General features: G+C 64.6%; 16 protein-coding genes. 5 read left to right on the top strand and 11 right to left on the bottom strand.

Annotation, left to right across the window (positions count from 1 at the left end):
* Window positions 1-124 precede the first annotated feature (124 nt).
* From ACVW1B_RS26750 to ACVW1B_RS26730, 5 genes are read right to left on the bottom strand one after another with little or no spacing between them, the layout of a single operon-like run.
* Window positions 125-865: an HAD-IA family hydrolase gene (locus ACVW1B_RS26750; protein ID WP_438078562.1), complete on the bottom strand. Its 741-nt coding sequence runs from the start codon at window positions 863-865 to the stop codon at window positions 125-127.
* Window positions 856-1,752, bottom strand: coding sequence for an oxygen-dependent coproporphyrinogen oxidase (gene hemF, locus ACVW1B_RS26745; protein WP_456822486.1), 897 nt, complete (start codon window positions 1,750-1,752; stop codon window positions 856-858). The genes ACVW1B_RS26750 and hemF overlap by 10 nt, the downstream gene beginning before the upstream one ends.
* Window positions 1,753-1,754: 2 nt before the next feature.
* Window positions 1,755-2,120 carry a 6-pyruvoyl trahydropterin synthase family protein gene (locus ACVW1B_RS26740; protein ID WP_092126881.1) on the bottom strand — a complete coding sequence of 122 codons (366 nt, stop codon included), beginning with the start codon at window positions 2,118-2,120 and terminating at the stop codon, window positions 1,755-1,757.
* 27 nt (window positions 2,121-2,147) lie between these two features.
* Complete coding sequence (gene queE / locus ACVW1B_RS26735; RefSeq protein WP_456779282.1) at window positions 2,148-2,780, bottom strand: 7-carboxy-7-deazaguanine synthase; 633 nt, start codon at window positions 2,778-2,780, stop codon at window positions 2,148-2,150.
* Window positions 2,781-2,790: 10 nt separating this feature from the next.
* On the bottom strand, window positions 2,791-3,276 hold the full coding sequence (locus ACVW1B_RS26730; protein ID WP_229191605.1) for a tRNA (cytidine(34)-2'-O)-methyltransferase: 486 nt from the start codon (window positions 3,274-3,276) through the stop codon (window positions 2,791-2,793).
* A gap of 277 nt (window positions 3,277-3,553) precedes the next feature.
* Between ACVW1B_RS26730 and petA the strand changes: the two genes are divergently transcribed.
* From petA to ACVW1B_RS26715, 3 genes are all read left to right on the top strand, one after another.
* Window positions 3,554-4,084, top strand: a complete 531-nt coding sequence (gene petA / locus ACVW1B_RS26725; protein WP_016839713.1) for a ubiquinol-cytochrome c reductase iron-sulfur subunit — start codon at window positions 3,554-3,556, stop codon at window positions 4,082-4,084.
* A 72-nt stretch (window positions 4,085-4,156) separates the two neighbouring features.
* Complete coding sequence (locus ACVW1B_RS26720) at window positions 4,157-6,229, top strand: cytochrome c1 (protein WP_456822485.1); 2,073 nt, start codon at window positions 4,157-4,159, stop codon at window positions 6,227-6,229.
* Between the two features lie 183 nt (window positions 6,230-6,412).
* Window positions 6,413-7,087 (top strand): dienelactone hydrolase family protein, encoded by a 675-nt coding sequence (locus ACVW1B_RS26715; RefSeq protein ID WP_456822484.1) that lies wholly within the window; start codon window positions 6,413-6,415, stop codon window positions 7,085-7,087.
* A 166-nt stretch (window positions 7,088-7,253) separates the two neighbouring features.
* Here the strand turns inward: ACVW1B_RS26715 and ACVW1B_RS26710 are convergent, their stop codons facing one another.
* Window positions 7,254-8,249, bottom strand: a complete 996-nt coding sequence (locus tag ACVW1B_RS26710; RefSeq protein ID WP_456779284.1) for a VOC family protein — start codon at window positions 8,247-8,249, stop codon at window positions 7,254-7,256.
* A 356-nt stretch (window positions 8,250-8,605) separates the two neighbouring features.
* Between ACVW1B_RS26710 and ACVW1B_RS26705 the strand changes: the two genes are divergently transcribed.
* The gene (locus ACVW1B_RS26705; protein ID WP_456822483.1) at window positions 8,606-10,771 is read left to right on the top strand and encodes an anthranilate synthase component I; all 2,166 of its coding nucleotides are present in this window, start codon (window positions 8,606-8,608) and stop codon (window positions 10,769-10,771) included.
* 115 nt (window positions 10,772-10,886) lie between these two features.
* Window positions 10,887-11,426, top strand: a complete 540-nt coding sequence (locus ACVW1B_RS26700; RefSeq protein ID WP_018273383.1) for an adenine phosphoribosyltransferase — start codon at window positions 10,887-10,889, stop codon at window positions 11,424-11,426.
* Window positions 11,427-11,583: 157 nt separating this feature from the next.
* On the opposite strand, the gene ACVW1B_RS26695 is transcribed toward ACVW1B_RS26700, so the two are convergent.
* The 5 genes from ACVW1B_RS26695 to ACVW1B_RS26675 all read right to left on the bottom strand — a co-directional run bounded on the left by ACVW1B_RS26695 (window position 11,584) and on the right by ACVW1B_RS26675 (window position 16,323).
* On the bottom strand, window positions 11,584-12,252 hold the full coding sequence (locus ACVW1B_RS26695) for a P-loop NTPase family protein (RefSeq protein WP_076830282.1): 669 nt from the start codon (window positions 12,250-12,252) through the stop codon (window positions 11,584-11,586).
* A 60-nt stretch (window positions 12,253-12,312) separates the two neighbouring features.
* The gene (locus tag ACVW1B_RS26690) at window positions 12,313-13,056 is read right to left on the bottom strand and encodes a P-loop NTPase family protein (protein WP_016839706.1); all 744 of its coding nucleotides are present in this window, start codon (window positions 13,054-13,056) and stop codon (window positions 12,313-12,315) included.
* Window positions 13,057-13,281: 225 nt separating this feature from the next.
* Complete coding sequence (locus ACVW1B_RS26685) at window positions 13,282-14,508, bottom strand: M48 family metalloprotease (RefSeq protein ID WP_456779286.1); 1,227 nt, start codon at window positions 14,506-14,508, stop codon at window positions 13,282-13,284.
* Window positions 14,509-14,675: 167 nt separating this feature from the next.
* On the bottom strand, window positions 14,676-15,236 hold the full coding sequence (locus ACVW1B_RS26680; protein ID WP_016839704.1) for a LemA family protein: 561 nt from the start codon (window positions 15,234-15,236) through the stop codon (window positions 14,676-14,678).
* Window positions 15,237-15,381: 145 nt separating this feature from the next.
* On the bottom strand, window positions 15,382-16,323 hold the full coding sequence (locus tag ACVW1B_RS26675) for an IS110 family RNA-guided transposase (RefSeq protein ID WP_456822482.1): 942 nt from the start codon (window positions 16,321-16,323) through the stop codon (window positions 15,382-15,384).
* Window positions 16,324-16,530: the final 207 nt, after the last annotated feature.

Raw genomic sequence — 16,530 nt, 5'->3', positions numbered from 1 at the left:
GGTTTCAGTTCCATGATTTTCCTCCGCGCTGGATGACGCGGACGGCAGGCTAGCGACCGGTGATGACAGTCAAATCACGGCCGGCGCCTGGCGCAGTGGATTTGCTGTGAAATCAGCCGCTGTGTTATTTCCGCGCGGCCGGAACCAGTTCGCCCAGCGAGCGGATGATGCGGTCCGGCTTCACCGTCGATCCCGGCGGCAGCCCGACACCGTGCACGTCCATCCAGATCGCGTAGATGCCAAGCCGCTGTGGCGCCACGACTTCCCACTCGAGATTGTCGCCGATCATCCAGGTGTCCGGTGCGGTGACGCCGAGCGCTTCCATCGCGTGCAGGTAGGCGCGCTCCTCCGGCTTGCCGAAGCCGTGCTCGCCCTCGATCTGGATGTGATCGAAACGATGGCCGAGCGCGAAGCGCTCGACCTTGGCGCGCTGCATGTCGGCGGCGCCGTTGGTGACCAGCGCGAGCTTGATGCCAAGCGCCTTCAACGCATCGATCGCTTCATGCGCGCCGGGGAAGACGAACATCTCCTCCTCGCGGTAGGCAGTGAAGCGATCGGCGATGCGGTCGGCGAGATCGTCGGGCAGCGCGCGGTGACCGGCCGCCGCAAGCGCCGCGAAGCCGCCCTTCACGGTGAGCCGCCGCGCCTCGCCGAGCTTGATCCGCCAGATCGGCTCGGCGGTCGACCAGAATTGCCTCGCGTAGGCCAACAGCGCCGTCGCGACCTGATCCGGGGGCAGGGGCGCCAGCTCCGCGGCGAACTCCGTGGTGATCGTGTTCCAGGCGATCTCGGGGCGTCCATAGGCCGACAGGATGGTGTCATCCATGTCGATCAGCATCGCGCGCGGCAGGTTCATCACGGCCATTTCACCTCCGGCGGCAGCGACGACAGGATCGAATCCACATTGCCGCCGGTCTTCAGGCCGAAGATCGTGCCGCGGTCATAGAGCAGGTTGAACTCGACATAGCGTCCGCGGCGGACCAACTGCTCGTCACGATCCTCCGCGCTCCAGGCGGCCGCGAAATTGCGCCGCACCAGGTCGGGATAGATCTTCAGGAAGCTGCGCCCGACGTCCTGGGTGAAGGCGAGATCGGCTTCCCAGTCGCCGCTGTCGTGCCAGTCATAGAAGATGCCGCCGATGCCGCGGGCTTCCTTGCGGTGCGGCAGATAGAAATACTCGTCGCACCATGTCTTGTACTTGTCGTAGTCGGCAACGCCGTTCGGCCCGCTGCACGCTTCTTTCATCGCGGCATGGAAGGCGACCGTATCGGGGTCCTCCTGGGTGCGTCGGCGGTTCAGCACCGGCGTCAGGTCGGCGCCGCCGCCGAACCACGCCTTGGTGGTGACGACGAAGCGGGTGTTCATGTGCACGGCGGGCACATTCGGATTGCGCAGATGCGCGATCAGCGAAATGCCCGACGCCCAAAATCGTGGATCGTCGGCGGCACCTGGAATCTGCGCGCGGAATTCGGGGGCGAACTCGCCGTGCACGGTCGAGCAGTGCACGCCGACCTTCTCGAACAGCCGGCCCTTCATGATCGACATCACGCCGCCGCCGCCCGGCTTGCCGGTGTGGTCGGTGCGGTCCCAGGGGGTCCGCGCGAACCGGCCGGCGGCGCCGGGATAAAGCGTGGACGGGGCGTCGTCCTCGAGCTTCTCGAAGGCCGCGCAGATGTCGTTGCGCAGCGCCTCGAACCAGCCGCGCGCACGCGCCTTGCGGTCCTCGATGATGGCGGGGTCTGTTGGCAGCATGACTAACCTTGCGGGCCGAAGTATGTGCAGCTCTCGTTGCAGCTGTCGCGATGGACGCTGACGCGGGTCAGCTTGCCTGCGTGTTGCAACCGCTCCCAGATGAAGCGCGACAGATTCTCCAGCGTCGGCACGCCGATCGCCTCGATCTTGTTCAGGAACTTGTGGTCGAGCGTCTTCTGCACCTCGGCCATGGCGCGTTCGAGCAGGCCGAGATCGACTACCATCCCGGTTTTCGGATCGGGCGTGCCGCGCACGGTGACTTCGGCGCGAAAGGAGTGGCCGTGAATCTCCTCGCTGGCGGTGCCAAAGGTCGTTCCGGACAGCGCGTGCGCAGCCTCGAACCGAAACGCTTTCGTCAATTCCCACATCTCGTTCAACAATCCGATTCTGTTAGTTCATCTAATCCCGAGCGTCTTGTGCGTCTGCACGCTAAGGCGCCATTGCGGGTGCTTCAGGCAATAGGCGATCGCCCGCTCGGTATTCTCGATCACGTCGGGGCCGTCCATCGGCTGCAGCGAGAAGCGCTCGAAGGCGAGGCCTGCGAAATCCTCCGGTGTGTTCTCCACCTGCGGATAGACCAGTTTGAGCTCGTGCCCCTTGCGCACCACGAGCTCGGCTGCAGCCTTGGGACTGACGCAGATCCAGTCGAGCCCGTCGGGCGGGACGATGGTGCCGTTGGTCTCGATCGCGATCGCAAAGCCGTGGCCGTGCAGGGCATCGATCAAGGCCGCGTCGACCTGCAGCAGCGGTTCGCCCCCAGTCAGGACGACGTAGCGGTCGGCCTCGCCTCCTGTCCATTGCGCGGCAATGGTGCCGCCAAGCTCTTCCGCGGTCGCATAACGGCCGCCCAGCGTGCCGTCGGTGCCGACGAAATCGGTGTCGCAGAACTTGCAGACAGCGCCGGCGCGGTCCTGCTCGCGGCCGCTCCAGAGGTTGCAGCCGGCGAAGCGGCAGAACACGGAAGCGCGGCCCGCATGGGCGCCTTCGCCCTGCAGGGTGAGAAAGATCTCCTTGACCGCGTAGCTCACCAAAAATCCCTTAAGTTGCCGAACCGGCAATTCCCGAACCGGCGCTTCCTGAACCGGTCTGCCGCAGCGCCTCGCCGACGGCCATGGCCGCCGTGACGGCCACATTGAGCGAACGCATGGTCGGCCGGATCGGAATCACCAGCCGCGCATCTGCGGCGGCCACCACCGCGTCGGTCACCCCCGCCGTCTCGCGCCCGAACAGCAGGACATCGGAGGCCGTATACGCGAAATCAAGATAGGATTTCGCCGCCTTGGTCGTGAACAGCACCAGCCGGCATCCGGCCTCGGCCCGCCATTCCTCGAATTTCGACCATGAGTCGTGACGCTTCAACCGCACATGGTCGAGATAGTCCATACCCGCCCGGCGGAAATTCCGATCCGAGGTGTCGAATCCCGCCGGTTCGATGATATGGGCTGACACGTCCAGGCAAGCGCAGAGGCGCAGAATCGTCCCTGTATTCTGGGGGATGTCGGGCTGGAACAGCGCGATCTGCATGGTGCGGGCGGCCTGTGAAATCCGGATGAAATTGTCTCAATAAAACATCGCTCGGCGCGGATTTCGTGCATTGCACGTGTGCGAGCCGATAGCGGGCTTGCGCTCGTCCGGCAAGGGTGCCAATAGAACGATTCTGGACTGCTGTTCCGCCATTTGGGGTGGGGAATAGCGGTTTTCTGCCGCCGCGGGGGCCGCGGGCGCCGGCAGCCTTTCTTGGGGCGCGTCCTGCGTCTCCAGGGCGGTTCCACCGGCTGCAGAAAAGAAAGGGCTAGGAATCGTGACGACAGCGTCTTCGGCGGACCATCCGACACGCCGTGATTTTCTCTTTGTTGCAACCGGAGCTGCCGCCGCGGTCGGCGCAGCCGCCACCGTCTGGCCGCTTGTTGCGCAGATGAACCCGGATGCCGCGACGATCGCGGCCGGCGCGCCGATCGAGGTCGATCTGACGCCGATCGCCGAGGGCCAGGACATCAAGGTCTTCTGGCGCGGCAAGCCGATCTACATCAGCCATCGCACCAAGAAGCAGATCCAGGAGGCCCAGAGCGTGGCGCTCTCGAGCCTGCCCGACCCGCAGCCCGACTCGGCCCGCGTCAAGGCCGGCCACGACCAGTGGCTGGTTGTGATCGGCATCTGCACCCATCTCGGCTGCATCCCGATCGCCCATGAAGGCAATTACGACGGCTTCTTCTGCCCCTGCCACGGCTCGCAGTACGACTCCTCCGGTCGTATCCGCCAGGGGCCGGCGCCCGCCAACCTGGCGGTGCCGCCTTACGCCTTCCTTTCCGACACCAAAATCCAGATAGGCTAAGTCCCGGCCCCTCCGGGATTTCAGCTTCCACTTGGACCCATCGCGTCGTTTTTCTTCTTCAGGATCGCATCAATGAGCGGACCATCTGATTTCCAACCGAGCAACCCCGCCTTGAAGTGGATCGAACGGCGCCTTCCGATCTTCGGCCTGATCCACTCCTCGTTCGTGGCCTATCCGACGCCGCGCAACCTGAACTACTGGTGGACCTTCGGCGCCATCCTTTCGATGATGCTGGCGCTGCAGATCCTGACCGGCGTGATCCTGGCGATGCACTACACGCCGCACGCCGACCTCGCCTTCAAGTCGGTCGAACTGATCGTCCGCGACGTCAATTACGGCTGGCTGCTGCGCAACATGCATGCGTGCGGCGCGTCGATGTTCTTCTTCGCCGTCTACATCCATATGTTCCGCGGCCTCTATTACGGGTCGTACAAGGAGCCGCGTGAGGTGCTGTGGATCCTCGGCGTCATCATCTACCTCCTGATGATGGCGACGGGCTTCATGGGCTACGTGCTGCCGTGGGGCCAGATGAGCTTCTGGGGCGCCACCGTCATCACCAATCTGTTCTCGGCCGTGCCCTATTTCGGCGAGAGCATCGTGACCCTGCTGTGGGGCGGCTATTCGGTCGGCAACCCGACACTGAACCGCTTCTTCTCGCTGCACTATCTGCTCCCGTTCGTGATCGCCGGCGTGGTCGTGCTGCACGTCTGGGCGCTGCACGTCGCGGGTCAGAACAACCCGGCCGGCGTCGAGGCCAAGACTGAGAAGGACACCGTTGCGTTCACGCCGTATGCGACGATCAAGGACATGTTCGGCGTGTCCTGCTTCCTGATCTTCTTCGCCTGGTTCATCTTCTACATGCCGAACTATCTCGGCGACGCCGACAACTACATCCCGGCGAACCCGGGCGTGACGCCGGCGCACATCGTGCCTGAATGGTACTACCTGCCGTTCTATGCGATCCTGCGTTCGATCCCGAACAAGCTCGCCGGCGTCGTGGCGATGTTCTCGGCGATCATCATCCTGTGCTTCCTGCCCTGGCTCGACAGCGCACGGACCCGTTCGTCGAAGTATCGCCCGCTGGCCAAGCAGTTCTTCTGGATCTTCGTGGTGGTCTGCATCCTGCTCGGTTACCTCGGCTCGCAGCCGCCGGAAGGCATCTATGTGATCGCCGGCCGCATCCTGACGGTCTGCTACTTCGCCTACTTCCTGATTGTGCTGCCGCTGCTCGCCCGCATCGAGACGCCGCGTCCGGTGCCGAACTCGATCGCCGACGACGTGCTGGCGAAGAGCAAGGGCAGGGCCGCGACCGCGGCCTCTGTGATGCTCGCGATGGTGGTGGCCGGCAGCCTGCTCGTCGGCGGCACCCAGAACGCCAAGGCCGAGGAGAGTGGCAACGCGCCGCCGGCCCAGAAGTGGTCGTTCTCCGGTCCTTTCGGCACCTATGACCGTGGCTCGCTGCAGCGCGGCTTGAAGGTCTACAAGGAAGTCTGTGCCGCCTGTCACGGCCTGTCCTATGTCGCGTTCCGCAACCTCGCCGATCCCGGCGGTCCCGGCTATTCGCCGGCGCAGGCGGCGGCGTTCGCGTCCGAGTACAAGATCAAGGACGGTCCGAACGACCAGGGCGAGATGTTCGAGCGTCCGGGCCGCCCGGCGGATTACTTCCCGTCGCCGTTCCCGAACGAGCAGGCCGCGCGCGCGGCCAATGGCGGCGCGGCGCCGCCCGACCTCTCGCTGATCACCAAGGCGCGGTCCTACAAGCGCGGCTTCCCGCAGTTCGCGATCGACTTCTTCACCCAGTACCAGGAGCAGGGACCCGACTACGTCGACGCCATCCTGCAGGGCTTCGAGGACAAGGCTCCGGCGGGCGTCACGATCCCGGAGGGCTCGTACTACAACAAGTACTTCCCCGGCCACGCCATCAAGATGCCGAAGCCGCTGTCCGATGGTCAGGTGACCTTCGACGACGGTTCGCCGGCGACGGTCAAGCAGTACGCGCATGACGTCACCACGTTCCTGATGTGGGCCGCCGAGCCGCACATGGAGGAGCGCAAGCGGATCGGCATGCAGGTGTTCTTCTTCCTGGTCGTCTTCGCCTTCCTGATGTACTTCACCAAGCGCAAGGTCTGGGCCAACGCCCACTGATCTCGGGTACGGCATAGCGAGTTTGAAAAAGCCCCTTCGGGGGCTTTTTTGTTTGCAATCTCTCCGTCATTCCGGGGTGACGCGGTAGCATCGAACCCGGAATGACAGTGTCGTCAATTGCGTCGGCCGCCGAGTGCGGACAAGATGCCGGCCAATCAGCCGGCAAACATTGCGGAGGAACTCATGGGTACCAGCATCAGCTTCAAGCGTCCGGACGGCAAGGAAGCGTCGGGCTATCTCGCCAATGCGGCGCGCGGCAACGCACCCGGCGTCGTCGTGATCCAGGAATGGTGGGGCCTGTCGGACCAGATCAAGGGCCTGTGCGACCGCTTCGCGGTGGCTGGCTTCGATGCGCTGGCGCCCGATCTCTACAAGGGCAAGGTGGTGCCGTATCACGACACCGATGCCGCGGGCAAAGAGATGAACTCGCTCGACTTCATGGACGCCACCACGCAGACGGTGCGCGGCGCCGCGCAGTATCTCGCCAAGAACGGCGCCAAGGTCGGCCTGACCGGCTTCTGTCTCGGCGGCGCGGTGACCATCATCGGCTCGGTGCATGTGCCGGAACTGACCGCGGGCGTCGTGTTCTACGGCATTCCGCCGGAGCAGGCCGCCAAGCCCGCCGACGTCAGGATTCCGCTGCAGGCGCATTTCGCCAACAAGGACGACTGGTGCACGCCCGAGCTCGTCAGCAATTTCGAGAAGACGATGAAGGCCGCCGGCAAGTCGCTCGAGCTGTTCCGCTACGACGCCGAGCACGCCTTCGTCAACGAGCAGCGCCAGTCGGTGCACGACCGCGAGGCCGCCGAACTCGCCTGGGGCCGCGCCACGGACTTCTTCAAGAAGCACCTAGGGTAAGGCGATTGCAAAACCACCGGCGTCGTCCCGGCCAAGGCCGGGACCCATACGCCGTGGCTTTTGCAATGGGCACGCTGGCAGTCATCTCGCCAAATAACTACGCCCTGTGGTTATGGGTCCCTGCTCCCGTGCGCAATTGCGCACTAGGCAGGGACGACGGCGAGACTTAACTTTCCTTCACCCCGTCCCACCACGGGCAGGTCCCCGACATCAGCCTGAAATTGCCTTCCATCACCTGCACCGGTGCGCGCTTGCCCTCGGCGGCGGCGCGCATCCGCATCTCGCGCGCGACGGCGCGGTCCCCCGGCGACAGCCAGACCCGCTCGTGGCCCCACAGGCTCGGGCCGTCATGCATCTCGAACGGCGTCCAGTTCGCCGGATCGATCTCGCGGCCGCCCCAGCCGCACTCGACCATGAAGGCGGACGGCGACCTCGCGTAGAACGACGTCATCAGGTCGTTGGTGTGGCGGCCGAGCGTGACGTTGACGCGGTCTTCCTGCTGCGCGACGTCATAGGCTTGGCCGACATCGTCGAGCGAGAACAGCTCGACCATCAGATGATGCATGCCGTTCGTGCCGGTCTCGATCAGCGCCAGCGAGTGGTGGCGGGCATTGACGTGGAAGAAATAGGCGCGGAACGGTTTTTCGATGTAGTCGCTGAGGCCGAAGCCGAGCACGTCGACATAGAAGCTCATCACCGGGGCGATGTTCTCGACGGTCAGCACGGCGTGGCCGAGGCCGAGCGGCCCGGTGCGGAAGCCGGAGATCGAGCGGCCCGGCCTGAACGGCGTGTCGTCAATCTCGGCGCCATGAAACGCCTCGAGGCGGTTGCCGGCGGGATCCCGAAACGAGATCAAACCGCGCACCCGCCTGCTATCTACGAGCGCCTGCGGCTCTGATGTCACCGCGACGCCGGCGCGCTCCAGCCGTGCCGCCAGCGCGTCGAGGGCCGCACGGTCAGCCACCTCCCAGCCGAAGAACCGGGTGCCTTCGCCCTGGGCGCGGTCGATCACGATGCGCTGCTTGCGGTCGTCCATCCGGAACGCGAGCAACGAGTTGCCGCGCTCGACCGCCTGCAGCCCGACGAGGCCAGTGCCGAACTGCCGCCAGTCGTCAAGCGCGTCGGAGCCGAAGCCGGCATATCCGAGACCCAAAATCGCCATCTGCGCCTCCGCTATCTGTCTGTTTTTTGGGCGGCCGGCCGGCCGCCATTTCGGCAAATGCTACGCGGTTTCTTGCCCCTTCAAACCCCGAAAATGCCGTCCAGGGGGCGTCCCGCCTTGGGGCAGGGCTGCCGGGCCATCCCTTGACACGGCCCGCGCCGGGTGGTGAGTAACGGGCATGAGCACCGTTGCCAGCCCATCCCGTCGTTGGTGGCCCACCTTCTCATAGGTGGCCGGTGCGTTTTCTTTTTTCACAAACGTCGAAGGTCGCCATCGCAGTGCGACCGATGGTTAGTTTATTTGCCCTTCGTTTGTCCTGTGTGGCGCTCTCTCGGCAAGTCTCGTAAGAGGATCACATGAACAGGACAGTCTTCTCCCTGCCGGCTCGAAGCGAATATCTGACCAATGGCGGCCTTGCGGTCGCGCGCGTGGTCGAGCAGTTCACCGGCGGCGCCAACCGCCTCGACGATTTGATCGCGCTACTGGACCGCCGCCGCGGCGTGGTGCTGTCCTCGGGCACGACGGTACCGGGCCGCTACGAGAGCTTTGACCTCGGCTTTGCCGATCCGCCGCTGGTGCTGGAGACGTCAGGTACGAACTTCTCGTTGCAGGCGCTGAACCCGCGCGGCGAGGTCCTGATCGCCTTCCTCGGCGACGTGCTGCGCGAGCCCTGCGTCGTGATCTCAGAGCGGAGCGCAACGCGGCTCGCCGGCCACATCATCCGCGGCGCCGCGCCGGTCGAGGAAGACCAGCGCACCCGCCGCGCCAGCGTGATGTCGCTGGTGCGCGACATGGTGGCGGCGTTCACCTCCAATGCCGATCCGCTGCTCGGCCTGTTCGGCGCCTTCGCCTACGACCTCGTGTTCCAGATCGAGGACCTCGTGCAGAAGCGCGCCCGCGAGGCCGACCAGCGCGACATCGTGCTCTACGTGCCGGACCGCCTCTTGGCCTATGACCGCGCCACCGGCCGCGGCGTGGCGCTCACTTACGAGTTCGCGTGGAAGGGCAAATCCACCGCCGGCCTGTCGCAGGAGACCGCGCCGAGCCTCTACGCCAGGAACGGCCGGCAGGGCTTTGCCGATCACGCCCCGGGCGAGTACCAGGCGACCGTCGAGGTCGCGCGCGCGGCGTTTGCCCGCGGCGATCTGTTCGAGGCGGTGCCCGGGCAGCTGTTTGCCGAGCCCTGCGAGCGCTCGCCGGCGGAAGTGTTCCAGCGGCTCTGCCGCATCAACCCGTCGCCCTACGGCGCGCTGATGAATCTCGGCGCCGGCGAATTCCTGGTCTCGGCGTCGCCGGAGATGTTCGTCCGTTCCGATGGCCGCCGGGTCGAGACCTGCCCGATCTCGGGCACCATCGCGCGAGGTTCGGATTCGATCGGCGATGCCGAGCAGATCCGAAAGCTGTTGAACTCGGAGAAGGACGAGTTCGAGCTCAACATGTGCACCGACGTCGACCGCAACGACAAGGCGCGCGTCTGCGTGCCCGGCACCATCAAGGTGCTGGCGCGGCGTCAGATCGAGACCTACTCAAAGCTGTTCCACACCGTCGACCACGTCGAAGGCATCCTGCGGCCGGGCTTCGATTCGCTCGACGCCTTCCTGACCCACGCCTGGGCCGTGACCGTGACCGGCGCGCCGAAACTGTGGGCGATGCAGTTCGTCGAGGATCACGAGCGGTCGCCGCGGCGCTGGTATGCCGGCGCGATCGGCTGCGTCAATTTCGACGGCAGCATCAACACCGGGCTCACCATCCGCACCATCCGCATGAAGGACGGTCTCGCCGAGGTGCGCGTCGGCGCGACCTGCCTGTTCGATTCAGATCCCGCCGCCGAGGATCGTGAGTGCCAGGTCAAGGCGGCGGCGCTGTTCCAGGCGCTGCGCGGCGATCCGCCGAAGCCGCTGTCGGATTTCGCGCCCGACGCCACCGGCTCCGGCAAGAACGTGCTCTTGATCGATCACGACGACAGCTTCGTGCACATGCTGGCCGATTACTTCCGCCAGGTCGGTGCCAACGTCACCGTGGTCAGGCATATCCATGCCCAGGACATGCTCAAGAAGAAGGGCTGGGACCTCCTGGTGCTGTCGCCCGGGCCGGGGCGCCCGGAGGATTTCGGCATCGCGAAGACCATCGACACCGCGCTGGAGAAGCAGCTGCCGATCTTCGGCGTCTGCCTCGGCGTGCAGGCGATCGGCGAGTATTTCGGCGGCCAGCTTGGCCAGCTCGGCCAGCCCGCGCATGGCCGTCCCTCGCGCGTCCAGGTGCGTGGTGGCCGGCTGATGCAGAACCTGCCCAATGAGATCGTGATCGGCCGCTACCACTCGCTCTATGTCGAGCGCGACAGCGTGCCCGAGGTGCTGGCGGTGACCGCGACCACCGAAGACGGTGTCGCGATGGTGATCGAGCACAAGACCCTGCCGGTCGGCGGCGTGCAATTCCATCCGGAATCGCTGATGTCGCTCGGCAACGAGGTCGGCCTGCGCATTGTCGAGAATGCATTCCGGCTTAATGTGAGTAGCAAGTGAAGGCTAAGTTTAACCATCGTCATTCCGGGATGGTGCGTTAGCACCAGACCCGGAATCTCGAGATTCCAGGTTCGATGCTTCGCATCGCCCCGGAATGACCCTCAGAGCGAGACCAATGACCTTCGACCACGACATCAAGGCGACCGTTCGCACCATCCCGGACTACCCGAAGAAGGGCATCCTGTTTCGCGACATCACGACGCTGCTGGCGGATGCTCGCGCCTTCCGCCGCGCGGTCGATGAGCTGGTGCATCCCTGGGCGGGGGCGAAGGTCGACAAGGTCGCCGGCATCGAGGCCCGCGGCTTCATCCTCGGCGGCGCGGTGGCGCATCAGCTCTCCGCCGGCTTCGTGCCGATCCGCAAGAAGGGCAAGCTGCCGCACACCACGGTGCGGATTGCCTATTCGCTTGAATACGGCATCGACGAGATGGAGATGCATGCCGACGCCGTGCAGCCCGGCGAGCGCGTGATCCTGGTCGACGATCTGATCGCGACCGGCGGCACCGCGGAGGGCGCGGTGAAGCTGCTGCGCCAGATCGGCGCCAATGTGGTCGCCGCCTGCTTCATCGTCGACCTGCCTGACCTCGGCGGCGCGGCCAAGCTGCGCGCGATGGACGTTCCGGTGCGCACGCTGATGGCGTTCGAGGGGCATTGATCTCTTAGCCTCGCCCCGCGTGCGGGGAGAGGCCGGATCGCATCGAAGATGCGATCCGGGTGAGGGGACTCTCCGCGCACTCCAATCTCGGTCGAATTTGCGGAACCAGCCCCTCACCCCGACCCTCTCCCCGCAAGAGCGGGGCGAGGGAGCAGAGTCATCCCCGCTGCAGCAGCATGCTCAATTCGAGATCGCGGAACGTCGTGTAATTCCGCCGGATCCATTGATGCAGCTCGGTCGATGAATCCCTTTCCTGGCGCAGATAGCCGGTGAAGGAGAAGTTCAGCCGGTCGATATAGGTCTTCAGGAACACCGGCAGCGCGCGGAAGCGCAGCACCCGGCTGGCGGTCATGACCGGCGGCAGCTCGCCGCGCACCACGAACTCGTTGTCGATGACGATCAGCGCATTCGGCGGGATCGTGCCGAGCAGCGTCTGGTAGCCGCGCACCGAGGCGCGGTCGGTATCGGCGACGTACAGGATCACGGGTGAGACGCGGCGGCGCAGCGCCTCCTTCATCAGCCCGATCTCGTCGCACATTTTGAAGAATTCGTCGAAGGCGTGGTAGCCGAGGTCGATCACCTTGCCGATGCCGTCATTGACGATGACGCGGTCCATCAGCTGCATCTTGCCGTAGGTGTCGATCACATCTGCCGTTTCGGTGATCCGCGGCAGGTAGTCGAGCAGCGACGGCTCCTTCAGATTGATGTCGTAGCAGACCACGTCGCCGTTCTTGAGCAGCAGGAATTCGCCGAGCAGCCGCGCGATCAGCGTCTTGCCGACCTGCGGGCGGGGCGAGCAGATGATGTAAACGGGCGTCGATGACATCGCCCGCTATATCAGGCCAAATTTTCGCCTAATCCAGCCCCATCAAGGTCGAAGGTCCGACTATTTTTCGCCTTTGGCCGACTTGGCGCCGACCAGGTCGGTCAGCTTGATCCGGTCGTACTCGCTCCAGACATTGGCGAGCCAGTGCCGGACATAGCCGCGCAGCACGAAGGAGTAGTTGGCGGCGTCGTCGTTGATGCCCTTGTTGGCGACGAATTTCAGGAACGGAACCGAGGAGACCTCGACCTGCTCATAGGCCATTTCGTTGAGCTTCGGGATGGTCAGGTCCACGGCATCCTTGATGCGGTGGAAGTAGGAATTGTAGGTCGCCTGGTCCCACTGGAAGAACTGGGTGTCGTTGATGAAGTTCTTCACCAGGAAATATTTCGCGCCGCTCATGAAGTTGGCGGTTTCGGCGATCTCGTCCAGCGAAGCGATCGACGGGCCGAGGATATGGAACACGGCGAAGGTGATCTGGCCGGAACGCGCCGCGTCGAGGAAGCCGATATCGCGCAGCGAGGCCAGCGCGGGCGACAACAGGCCGGCGCGGACGTCGATCACGGTAACCGAGGGCCCCGAGTTCAGCGTGTCGAAGATCTTCATCTGGTCCGCGGTCGTCGTCATGTCGACGATCTCGGTGATGTCAGGATGGAAGCGCTTCAGCGTGCCGCGCGGCGATTCGGTGTCGAACGCCCGGGTCTGCACGTTATTGGCACTGAAATAGTCCAGGAGCGTCCGCGAGACGGTGGTCTTGCCGACCCCGCCCTTGTCGGCGCCCACCACGATCACAACCGGCTTTGCCATGGAAGTCCCTTAAAGCGCGCTCCCGATCGCGATGGCGATCGGCAAGTCCCCACACTGCTTTGGGCGCGAACATGGCAGAAACGAGGGAGAATTCAATTCCTTAAGGCGTCCACGATCGGTTTGGTGGGAATTTCCTTAATGGACTGAGTAAGCTAGGGCCATGATCCGGAAAAATGCGCAGCGGTTTTCCGAGACAATCATGGTCAAATCAAACCGCTACAGCGGTCAGCGGCGCGGGCCCCAAGGGCCCTGGAGCGGACCTTGAAGCGGACCAAACGGTCCCTGCCTCGGAGTTGTGTCCGGCAGCGGCGGCGGATTGTCCGGCTGTGCCGTCGGCGTATCGCCCCATGGGCCATGGGTCGCCGGCGGAGGCTGGTCGCCCGCCGCGGACGGCTCATCCTGCGGCTCCGTCTCGTCCGGCAGCGCCAGCGGTCCGGGATCGTGGCCGCCGGCGTATTTCACCAGGGCATCGACCCGGGACTTGACCGAGGGATGGGTGGCAAACAGGTCGGCAAACCCCTCGCGCGGATTGTCGACGCAGAGTTCCATCACCGCCGAGGTGGCGTCCGGCAGCTCGCCGCGGTTCTCGATCTTGCGCAGTGCAGAGATCATCGCGTCGGGGTTCTTGGTCAGCTCCACCGATCCGGCATCGGCGAGGAATTCGCGCGAGCGCGACAGCGCGAGCTTGACCACTTGCGACAGCAGCCAGGCCAGCACGATCAGCGCGACCGCGATGATGATCACGATGATCGCGCCGCCACCGGAGCCCTTGCTGTCGCGGTCCGAGGAGGATGACGACGATCGTGAGGATGACGACCAGCCGCCACCGCCGCCGCTCGAGTTCCACGACAGGTTCGTGAACAGGCGGAAGAACAGCTCGCCGAAGAAGCCGACCACGCCGGCGATGATCACGGCGATCACCATCAGCTGCACGTCGCCGTTCTTGATATGGGTGAGCTCGTGGCCGAGCACGGCCTCGATCTCCTTATCGTTCAGCGCCTTCAACAGGCCGGTGGTGACGGTGATGGCGTATTGGCTCCGGTTCAGTCCGGTCGCGAACGCATTCAGCGCCGGGCTGTCTATCACCTTCAGCCTCGGCATCGGGATGCCGCGCGAGATGCAGAGATTTTCCAAGAGATTGTAGAGCCGCGGCTCTTGCTGCCGCGTCACGCTCTCGCCGCCGGTGACGGCATCGATCATCTTCTGGTGGAAGAAATAGGCGATCACGATCCAGGCCGCTGCCGCGATCGTCGCCCACGGCAAGGCCGAGACCAGGTCGCGCAAGGCCCGCGTCAGGTAATAGTCGACGGTGCGGCCGCTATCGATCATCACCTCCGCGACCAGCGCGCCGGCATAGACCAGCACGTAGATCAGCAGGAACAGGCCGGCAAGCAGCAGCATCGAACGAAACTTGTTCGATGCGACATGCGTGTAGAGACCATAGGCGGCCATGGTGCGCGTCCGCTCTCACCGTCATTCCGGGGCGCGCGGCACGCGCGAACCCCAATGCGCAATTGCGCTTTGTGGAATCTCGAGATTAGTGAGTGAGATGAGATTCCGGGTTCGATGCGTTGCATCGCCCCGGAATGACCGAAGGGGCGTCATCTCGAAGGAAGTAATCAGAACTTCACGCTGGGCGCCGCCTCGACTTCCGTGCGGCTGGCGCCGAGGTCGAAGAAATCCTTGCGGGTGAAGCCGAACATGCCGGCGAACAGCGCGGCCGGCATCTGCTGGATGCCGGTGTTGTATTCCTGGACCGCATTGTTGAAGAAGCGGCGGCTGGCGGCGATCTTGTTCTCGAGATCGGAGAGCTCGGAGGCGAGCTGCTGGAAATTGGCGTTGGCCTTGAGGTCCGGATAGGCCTCCGACAGCGCGATCAGCCGGCCGAGCGCGCCGGAGAGCTGGTTTTCCGCCGCCGAGACCTGGGCCGGACCCTGCGCCGACATCGCCGAATTGCGCGCCTTGATGACGTCGTCGAGCGTGCCGCGCTCATGCGCAGCATAGCCCTTCACGGTCTCGACCAGGTTTGGGATCAGGTCGTGACGCTGCTTGAGCTGCACGTCGATGTCGGCAAAGGCCTGTCCGACCCGCTGGCTGAGCGCCACGAGGCGGTTGTAGGCGCCGAATGCAAACAGCACGAGAAGCACGATGACGCCGATAACGATCCAGCTGGTCGACATGACGGGGCAGCTCCTGATGGACGAGACGGCGGCACCGTAGCCCAAGATCGGGGCGCAGGGCAGCCCGCCGCGGAAAGGTGGGCAAGCGTTAGTCGGTGATGGCCGCAAATTAGTTCAATATCGTCCCGGCGAAGGCCGGCAACTGTTATGTTGGATTGGTCTGCAGGTACGGCTTTCGGTCTCGCATCATGGCATTGAGGACCGTCAACAGCTTCCTGGCGACGGCGATGAGGGCGAGTTTGGCTGGTTTTCCGGCCTGTCGCAGTCGTGCATAGAAGGCCTTGAACGGATCGGCCCTGCGAACTGCGTTGAGGGCCGCCATATAAAGGGCGTCACGAACGCGCTTTCGGCCGCCCGCAATCTTGCGCTTGCCGCGGAAGGCGCCGCTGTCGACGTTGAAGGGAGCAAGGCCTGCGAGCGCTGCGAGTTGTTTCGGTCCGACCCGCCCGAGTTCCGGCATCTGGGCGATGAGCTGCATGCAGGCCACCGGACCCACGCCGGGCAGCGAACGCATTAACTTCGCATCGTCCGCGATCTCCGCTTCGGCTTTAATCAAGGCGCCGATGTCGGCCTCGATCTCGGCGATCTCGCTGTCGAGGACCTCGACGAGGCGGCCAATGCGTTCGGCCATGGCGCGATCGTCGGCCTCGCTGCGCCGGTTCTTCTCCTGGGCGCGCATGAGGACCAGCTGATCCCGCCGTTTTGCAAGCCTCGCCAAGGCGCCCCGTGCAGGATCGGCGACCTGCTCGGGGGTGGGCTGCATGGCCCGCGCAAAGGCCGCCAGCATCCGCGCATCGATCGGATCGGTCTTGGCCAGCAGGCCGCTAGCCCGTGCAAAGTCGCGGGCACGGGCCGGGTTGATCCGTGCGAACTGGATCCCGGCCTGACGCAGCGCCTCGCGCAGCGCGAGGTCATAGATACCCGTCGCCTCGAAGACCACCAGCGCATCGCATTGCCAACGCGCCACCTGCTGTGTGATGGCCTGTGTCGCGTTGGCAATGCGCCTCGGCACACCGTCAGCCTCATCAAAGATATCGAGGTGCTTCTTGGAGATGTCGATTCCGACGTAACGAAGAGCTATGGTCACGGTGCCTGTCCCTGTGATGCGAGGTCTGTTGGCGCAGCCTCGTGCAACTGTTCAGGTTGATAGATGGAACGGGCGGGAGACCGAGCCGGCTCACGGCGTCAAGCGCCAAGGACCCAACGGCTTCCCGCCCACCCACATCGTGACAGACTTCCAAGACACAGGGACCCATACGCCGCGGCCCGCGGAAGGGGCGTAAGCGGCGACGGC

The sequence above is a fragment of the Bradyrhizobium sp. USDA 4502 genome (assembly GCF_054063355.1).
Note: the sequence above shows the minus strand (reverse complement) of the source record. Positions and strands in the feature narration are given on the sequence as shown.

What these genes read in the sequence shown, in the direction of transcription:
- ACVW1B_RS26715 (WP_456822484.1), top strand. Translation starts at nt 6,413, where the DNA reads ATGGGTACCAGCATCAGCTTCAAGCGTCCGGACGGCAAGGAAGCGTCG.
- ACVW1B_RS26730 (WP_229191605.1), bottom strand. Translation starts at nt 3,276, where the DNA reads ATGCAGATCGCGCTGTTCCAGCCCGACATCCCCCAGAATACAGGGACG.
- ACVW1B_RS26710 (WP_456779284.1), bottom strand. Translation starts at nt 8,249, where the DNA reads ATGGCGATTTTGGGTCTCGGATATGCCGGCTTCGGCTCCGACGCGCTT.
- ACVW1B_RS26740 (WP_092126881.1), bottom strand. Translation starts at nt 2,120, where the DNA reads ATGTGGGAATTGACGAAAGCGTTTCGGTTCGAGGCTGCGCACGCGCTG.
- ACVW1B_RS26680 (WP_016839704.1), bottom strand. Translation starts at nt 15,236, where the DNA reads ATGTCGACCAGCTGGATCGTTATCGGCGTCATCGTGCTTCTCGTGCTG.
- ACVW1B_RS26690 (WP_016839706.1), bottom strand. Translation starts at nt 13,056, where the DNA reads ATGGCAAAGCCGGTTGTGATCGTGGTGGGCGCCGACAAGGGCGGGGTC.
- ACVW1B_RS26700 (WP_018273383.1), top strand. Translation starts at nt 10,887, where the DNA reads ATGACCTTCGACCACGACATCAAGGCGACCGTTCGCACCATCCCGGAC.
- hemF (WP_456822486.1), bottom strand. Translation starts at nt 1,752, where the DNA reads ATGCTGCCAACAGACCCCGCCATCATCGAGGACCGCAAGGCGCGTGCG.
- ACVW1B_RS26720 (WP_456822485.1), top strand. Translation starts at nt 4,157, where the DNA reads ATGAGCGGACCATCTGATTTCCAACCGAGCAACCCCGCCTTGAAGTGG.
- ACVW1B_RS26705 (WP_456822483.1), top strand. Translation starts at nt 8,606, where the DNA reads ATGAACAGGACAGTCTTCTCCCTGCCGGCTCGAAGCGAATATCTGACC.
- ACVW1B_RS26695 (WP_076830282.1), bottom strand. Translation starts at nt 12,252, where the DNA reads ATGTCATCGACGCCCGTTTACATCATCTGCTCGCCCCGCCCGCAGGTC.
- ACVW1B_RS26750 (WP_438078562.1), bottom strand. Translation starts at nt 865, where the DNA reads ATGGCCGTGATGAACCTGCCGCGCGCGATGCTGATCGACATGGATGAC.
- ACVW1B_RS26685 (WP_456779286.1), bottom strand. Translation starts at nt 14,508, where the DNA reads ATGGCCGCCTATGGTCTCTACACGCATGTCGCATCGAACAAGTTTCGT.